We start from the raw sequence: 6,341 nt of genomic DNA on the forward strand, positions 1-6,341 counted from the left end.
GGTCATGACCGTGCACGCCGCCAAGGGCTTGGAAGCGCCCGTCGTGTTCCTGGTCGATGGCGGTTCCGCGCCGTTCAGCGACCAGCATTTGCCGCGCCTGATGCCCTTCGATGGCTCCGGCGCGAACTGGGACGGCAAGGGCTATCTCTGGCGCTCGGCCAGCGAGGTCGCCAACGGTTTTTCGAAAGCGGCGGCCTCAAGGGCACGGGAACTCGCCGACGACGAATACCGCCGGCTGCTCTATGTCGGCATGACCCGTGCCGAGGACCGGCTGATCGTCTGCGGCTATCATGGCAAGCGGGCGCCGAACGCCGGCACCTGGCACTCGATCGTCAGCCGCGCGCTGATCGGCGCGTCGGAGAGCGAGCAGCGTGCGCATCCCGCCGGCGGCGAGCCGGTGCACCGTTTCCATGTCACCAAGCTGCCCCCCGTCGCGCCAAGTTCCGCCGATCAGCTACGGCAGGCCGACGCTTTCGCGCCTTTGCCGGCGACGCTGTTCCGGCCCTTGCTGCCCTTCGAGGATCTGCCGCGTCCGTTGTCGCCATCGGGCGCCTCGGCGCTGATCGACGAAGGCAAGCAAGCCGTTGTCGACAAGGCGTCGCCGGTGCTCGACGCCGACGCCGAGCCCGGCTTTGCCGTGCTGCGTGGGCTCGCCCTCCACAAACTGCTGCAGATGCTGCCCGGTATTGCCGAGCCCGAACGTGCGGGAGCGGCAGAACGCTATCTCTTGCGAACCGGTGCGGACTGGCCGCCATCAGAGCGTGAAAAGGCCCTGGCGTCGGTCACATCGATCCTTGCCGATCCCGGCTTCGGTCAGCTGTTTGCGCCATCGTCGCGTGCCGAGGTTGCGATCATGGGCAGCCTGGAGGTCAAGGGCAAGAAGCGCTCGATTTCCGGCAAGATCGACCGGCTGGCGGTAACGCCGGACACGGTATCGATTGTCGACTACAAGACCAACCGGCCGGCGCCCGCCAGTCTGGCCGAGGTGCCGCCGGCCTATGTCCTGCAGTTGGCGCTCTACCGCGCGCTGTTGCAGCCGCTCTATCCCGGCCGCACGGTCAAGGCGGCCTTGCTGTTCACCGAGGCGCCGCGGCTGATCGAACTGCCTGCCAGCGCCTTGGACGACGCCCTTGCTCGACTCACGGGAGCGTGACACAACACCTGCTTGAAGAAGGGCGCGATCACCACCACATTTGGTGGGACAAAAACTTTCAAAAGGATTTTTCCATATGGCAACCGTGAAGGTCGACAAGAGCAACTTCCAGGCTGACGTGCTTGACGCCAACGTACCGGTCGTCGTCGATTTCTGGGCGGAATGGTGCGGTCCCTGCAAGATGATTGCGCCGGCGCTCGAAGATATCGCCACCGAACTTGGCGCCAAGGTCAAGATCGCCAAGCTCAACATCGACGAGAATCCGGAGCTTGCCGCCCAGTTCGGCGTGCGCTCGATCCCGACGCTGATGATCTTCAAGGGCGGCGAAATGGCCGACATGAAGGTCGGTGCCGCGCCGAAGACCGCGCTGTCGCACTGGATCAATGGCAACCTCGCCTGACCCATCTGAAATTCCTGATATCAAGCCCGGCCTCGCGCCGGGCTTTTTGTTGGCGTCATCGGTGCGTGGCTCTGGCCCTCGCGTCCGGGCACTCCATGTCATCTGCTCGAGGCAGACAGGAGAACCCCATGACCGGATCCGCCAAGGCCACCGTCTTCATCGACAACGAGCGTGTCATCGTCACCGAATACCGCTTCGCGCCGGGCGAGAACACCGGCTGGCATCGCCACGGCCACGACTATGTCGTCGTGCCGCTGATGGACGGCAAGGTGAAGCTGTTGACCAAGGACGGCGAATCCTTTGCCGAGATGAAGAAGGGCGCGCCCTATTTCCGCAAGGAGGGCGTAGAGCACGACGTCATCAACGCCAATGAAGGCGAATACGCCTTTATCGAGATAGAGCTGAAGTAACGTCGCCTATCAATGCGCTGGAAATCCACCGCGTGATGGCACGCCATCAACTGCCACCTTGATGGCAGCAGTGGATCGGCCTATATCCGTTCTAAAAGGGAGTTCGAAATGGCCGAACCACAACTCTCAGTCCGAAGCGCAAAAGCACGCGACCTGGCTCATAGACTTGCTCGTCGTGAAAATCGTTCGATAGCCGATGTGGTCGAACGTGCGCTCGAATCCTACGAAATTCGTGAAGCTGGCCGTGAACCTGCTTCCTCCTTCTATGCCAGCTTGACTGCAAACCATGGCGCCGACATCGATCTGGAAAAGATCATTCGCGAAGGCCGCCAGGTTCATTCGGGACTTGAGCTTTGATTTTCGTCGATACCAACGTGATTTCGGAGAGTCTGAAGAAGGCGCCGGACCAAGCTGTCCTGGCATGGCTTGTCCGCAATGACGCTGAACTGGCCCTTCCCACAGTGACGATTGCTGAAATCGCCTTCGGCATCCAAAAAATACGGCCTGATGAGCGTGCCGATCGGCTGGAGCAGGGACTTTCCCGGTGGCGCCATCGATTTGCCGGCCGGATTTTTGGACTGACTGAAGATGCTGCCTTGGCTTACGGCGAGATCATGGGTGCCGCGACACGCCAAGGTGCCGGCATGTCAGCCCCCGATGGCATGATTGCGGCGATAGCGCGCGTGAACGGTGGCCGGCTGGCAACGCGCAATCTCAGCGACTTTGGCACCACCAGCCTTGATCTGATCTCACCGTGGGATTTCTGAAGGTCGAAAGCCAAGGTTCGGCCTCAGCCGCCGCAGCCACCCAAGGCATGAATAGTCGCCTGCTTCAGGTCGGCGGGGTGCCGTTCTCGGCCAGCACCGCTCCGGTCAGATACAACGAACCGCTGATCAGGATGCGTGGCGACGGGCCGTCCCAGGTGTCGCGCAGCAGCATCAGCGCGCTGGCGACGGAACTCACCGGCTCGGCGGTCAGCCCGGCTTCCGTTGCGCGGATCGCCAGTTCGTCGTTCGGCACGCCGGCCTCGCTGAGGCTCACCGGCACCGTGTAGACATGCCGGGCGAGGCCCTTGAAGGCACGGAAATAGCCGCTCTGGTCCTTGGTGTTGATCATGCCCGAGATGAGGAACAGCGGACGCGGGTTCTTCTCTTCCTGCTCGGCCAGCGCTTCGGCAACCACCACGCCGGCACCGGGATTGTGGCCGCCGTCGAGCCAGATATCGGCGCCCTTGGGTGCCAGTTCGGCCAGCCGGCCCTGCACGAGCTTCTGCATGCGGCCGGGCCAGGCGACATTGATCATCGCCTTTTCGGCGGCGCGATGGCTGATCTCGAAACCGGCCGCTTTGACCGCGGCGATCGCCGCCGCCGCATTGGCGAACTGGTGGCGGCCGGGCAGCCTGGGCGGCGGCAGGTCCATCAAGCCGTCTTCGTCCTGGTAGACCATGCGGCCGTTTTCCTCGAAGGCAAGGAAGTCCTGGCCGTAGACGAAGGTGGGGCATTCAAGCCGCTCGGCGGTTTCGATCAGCACCTGCAGAGCCGTCTCGCTTTCCTGCGCGCCGATGACCACCGGACAGCCGGGCTTGATGATGCCGGCCTTTTCGGCTGCGATCAGTTCGACACGGTCGCCGAGATAGGCCTCGTGGTCGAGCGACACCGGCATGATCACCGACACGGCCGGCTCCTTGATGACATTGGTCGCGTCGAAGCGGCCGCCGAGCCCGACTTCGATGATCGCAGCGTCGGCCTGGTGTTCGGAAAACAACAGGAAGGTGACGGCGGTGAGGATCTCGAAGACGGTGATCTTCTCGCCTTCATTGGCCCTGGCGGCACGGGCAATGGCATCGGCGAAAACCCTGTCCTCGACCAGCCTGCCGCCGCCATCGGCGGCCAGCCGGTAACGCTCATGCCAGTTGACCAGATGCGGCGAGGTGTGGACATGGACGCGGTAGTCCGCAGCCTCGAGCAGGGCGCGTGAAAAGGCTGCGCACGAACCTTTGCCGTTGGTGCCGGCGATGTGGATGACCGGGGGCAGCCGGTCCTGCGGATTGTCAAGCCGCTCCAGCAGCCGCGAAATGCGGTCGAGCGAAAGGTCGAAGCCTTTCGGATGAAGCGCCATCAGGGCTTCGATTTCGCGGTCGGCGGCAAGCGTCGTCATGGTGGAATCCTAGCGCATGAGCCTGAAAACCAGAATCGGTTTCGGATGGCCATGGCAATCAAAGGCTACAGCGCGCCGAAGCCCTCGTGCAATCGCGGTCGCGGCGCTTCGTGTCGCTTCAGGCTTGCGGCCGAGCTTCCGCGGCAACCACCGCCGGCGGCAGGATTTCCGGCTCCAGCGTTTTTTGCTCTTCCGGCAGCTTGAGCAGCATCTTGAGCAGGCGCGCGATCGTTTCACGCATTTCCAGCCTGGATACGACCATGTCGACCATGCCGTGCTCCATCAGATATTCGGAGCGCTGGAAGCCATCGGGCAGTTTCTCGCGGATCGTCTGTTCGATGACGCGCGGTCCGGCAAAGCCGATCAGCGCGCCGGGCTCGGCGATGTGCACGTCGCCCAGCATGGCGTAGGAGGCGGTCACGCCGCCCGTGGTCGGGTTGGTCAAAACGACGATGTAGGGCAGGCCGGCTTCCTTCAGCCGGTCGACACCGACCGTTGTCCGAGGCAATTGCATCAGGGACAAAATACCTTCCTGCATGCGGGCGCCGCCGGAAGCAGCAAACAGGATCAGCGGCCGCTTGCGCTGCAGGGCCACTTCGAAACCGTGCACGATGGCGTCGCCGGCGGCCATGCCGAGCGAACCGCCCATGAAGGCGAAGTCCTGCACCGTGACCACAACCGGAAGACCCTCGACGGTGCCCAGCGCATTGATGATCGCGTCCTCAAGGCCGGTCTTGGCCTTGGCGTCCTTCAACCGGTCGACATAGCGCTTCTCGTCGCGGAATTTCAGCGGATCCTGCATGACCTTGGGGTTGTCCAGGGTCTCGTATTTGCCGCCATCGAAGAAGAATTTCAGCCGCTCCTTGGCCGAGATCTTCATGTGATGACCGGACGAGGGAATGACGAACTGGTTCGATTCCAGGTCCTTGTGGAACACCATCTCGCCGGTCTCCGGATCCTTGATCCAGAGATTCTCGGGCATGTCGGTGCGCCGGCCGAGCATCGAATTGATCTTCGGGCGAACGTAATTGGTGATCCAGTTCATCGCTTCGGCTCCTGTCCTGACGAAGAGTTGCTAATGCATGTCGCCCAAAAGTGGGAACCGGTTCTGGGATAACGGCATGCACAAGACCTGACGTAGGGAAACTATTCGGCAGCAGCAAGGCGGGCCGAGCGCACGCCTTGCGCTAGGCCGCTGACCAGCGTGGCGACGGCCTCGGCCGGATCGGCGGTCTTCTCGCCCTTCGGCCCCAGCACATTGGCCACCGCATTGACGATCGCGGTGCCGACGACGACGCCGTCGGCATTGGCGCCGATCACCCGGGCCTGCTCGGCGGTCTTGACGCCGAAGCCGACGCAGACCGGCAGGTCGGTGTGGCCCTTGATGCGCTTGACCGCCGCCGCCACCTTGCCGGTGTCGGCCAGTGCCGAGCCGGTGATGCCGGTCATCGACACGTAATAGACGAAGCCCGACGTGTTCTGCAGCACCTTGGGCAGGCGTTTGTCGTCGGTGGTCGGCGTCGCCAGCCGGATGAAGTTGATGCCGGCTTTCAATGCCGGAATGCACAGTTCCTCATCCATCTCCGGGGGCAGGTCGACGACGATCAGCCCGTCGATGCCGCTGGCGATCGCGTCCTTGAGGAAGCGGTCGACGCCATAGATGTAGATCGGATTGTAGTAGCCCATCAGCACGATCGGCGTTTCATTGTCGCCAGCGCGGAAGTCGGCCGCCATCTTCAGCGTCTTGGCCAGCGTCTGGCCGCCTTTCAGCGCCCGCAAGCCCGCCGCCTGGATCGCCGGGCCGTCGGCCATCGGATCGGAGAACGGCATGCCGAGCTCGATAATATCGGAACCTGCGCCCGGCAACGCCTTCATGATCGACAAAGAGGTATCGTAGTCGGGGTCGCCGCCCATGAAATAGGTGACGAGCGCCGGGCGGCCTTCGGTCCTGAGCTTCGCCATGCGGCGGTCGATGCGGGTGGCCATGATCAGATCTCCATGCCCAGCATGCTGGCCACCGTGTGCACGTCCTTGTCGCCACGGCCGGACAGGTTGACGATGACGATCTGATCCTTGTCCATGGCAGGCACGATCTTCACCGCATGCGCGATGGCGTGCGCCGATTCCAGCGCCGGGATGATGCCTTCGACGCGCGTCGTCAGCTTGAAAGCCTCCAGCGCCTCGTCATCGAGGATCGGCACGTATTCGACCCGGCCTGAAT

Annotated in this window: 8 protein-coding genes and 1 pseudogene; 5 read left to right on the forward strand and 4 right to left on the reverse strand. The window is 63.1% G+C overall.

What is annotated here, in order from left to right; genetic code table 11:
• The 5 genes from ENZ75_RS16980 to ENZ75_RS17000 all read left to right on the forward strand — a co-directional run.
• The coding region (locus ENZ75_RS16980) for a PD-(D/E)XK nuclease family protein (protein ID WP_206617048.1) at positions 1 to 1,153 on the forward strand (1,153 nt) is incomplete at its 5' end.
• Between the two features lie 76 nt (positions 1,154 to 1,229).
• Positions 1,230 to 1,553 carry a thioredoxin gene (gene trxA / locus ENZ75_RS16985; RefSeq protein WP_013528326.1) on the forward strand — a complete coding sequence of 108 codons (324 nt, stop codon included), beginning with the start codon at positions 1,230 to 1,232 and terminating at the stop codon, positions 1,551 to 1,553.
• A gap of 128 nt (positions 1,554 to 1,681) precedes the next feature.
• A complete protein-coding gene (locus ENZ75_RS16990; protein WP_013528325.1) occupies positions 1,682 to 1,963 on the forward strand; it encodes a cupin domain-containing protein in 282 nt (93 codons plus the stop codon).
• A gap of 108 nt (positions 1,964 to 2,071) precedes the next feature.
• On the forward strand, positions 2,072 to 2,320 hold the full coding sequence (locus tag ENZ75_RS16995; RefSeq protein ID WP_128278195.1) for a type II toxin-antitoxin system VapB family antitoxin: 249 nt from the start codon (positions 2,072 to 2,074) through the stop codon (positions 2,318 to 2,320).
• A complete protein-coding gene (locus ENZ75_RS17000) occupies positions 2,317 to 2,730 on the forward strand; it encodes a type II toxin-antitoxin system VapC family toxin (RefSeq protein WP_063169784.1) in 414 nt (137 codons plus the stop codon). Before ENZ75_RS16995 ends, ENZ75_RS17000 begins: the two co-directional genes overlap by 4 nt.
• 64 nt (positions 2,731 to 2,794) lie before the next feature.
• Here ENZ75_RS17000 and ENZ75_RS17005 read toward each other — a convergent pair whose 3' ends face one another.
• From ENZ75_RS17005 to ENZ75_RS17020, 4 genes and pseudogenes are all read right to left on the reverse strand, one after another.
• Positions 2,795 to 4,120 (reverse strand): folylpolyglutamate synthase/dihydrofolate synthase family protein, encoded by a 1,326-nt coding sequence (locus tag ENZ75_RS17005; RefSeq protein ID WP_063169785.1) that lies wholly within the window; start codon positions 4,118 to 4,120, stop codon positions 2,795 to 2,797.
• 118 nt (positions 4,121 to 4,238) lie between these two features.
• A complete protein-coding gene (gene accD / locus ENZ75_RS17010; RefSeq protein WP_013528321.1) occupies positions 4,239 to 5,165 on the reverse strand; it encodes an acetyl-CoA carboxylase, carboxyltransferase subunit beta in 927 nt (308 codons plus the stop codon).
• A 101-nt stretch (positions 5,166 to 5,266) separates the two neighbouring features.
• Entirely contained in the window at positions 5,267 to 6,106 is an 840-nt protein-coding gene (trpA, locus tag ENZ75_RS17015) for a tryptophan synthase subunit alpha (RefSeq protein ID WP_027161022.1), read from the reverse strand.
• 2 nt (positions 6,107 to 6,108) lie between these two features.
• Positions 6,109 to 6,341 (reverse strand): annotated as a pseudogene (locus ENZ75_RS17020) (tryptophan synthase subunit beta); the annotation flags it as partial.

This window comes from Mesorhizobium sp. M7A.F.Ca.CA.002.04.1.1 (genome assembly GCF_004022805.1).
GTDB lineage: Bacteria > Pseudomonadota > Alphaproteobacteria > Rhizobiales > Rhizobiaceae > Mesorhizobium > Mesorhizobium ciceri.

Bases quoted from the DNA above. Each gene is read 5' to 3' on its own strand.
- trxA (WP_013528326.1), top strand. From the start codon at position 1,230: ATGGCAACCGTGAAGGTCGACAAGAGCAACTTCCAGGCTGACGTGCTT.
- ENZ75_RS16990 (WP_013528325.1), top strand. From the start codon at position 1,682: ATGACCGGATCCGCCAAGGCCACCGTCTTCATCGACAACGAGCGTGTC.
- ENZ75_RS16995 (WP_128278195.1), top strand. From the start codon at position 2,072: ATGGCCGAACCACAACTCTCAGTCCGAAGCGCAAAAGCACGCGACCTG.
- ENZ75_RS17005 (WP_063169785.1), bottom strand. From the start codon at position 4,120: ATGACGACGCTTGCCGCCGACCGCGAAATCGAAGCCCTGATGGCGCTT.
- accD (WP_013528321.1), bottom strand. From the start codon at position 5,165: ATGAACTGGATCACCAATTACGTTCGCCCGAAGATCAATTCGATGCTC.
- trpA (WP_027161022.1), bottom strand. From the start codon at position 6,106: ATGGCCACCCGCATCGACCGCCGCATGGCGAAGCTCAGGACCGAAGGC.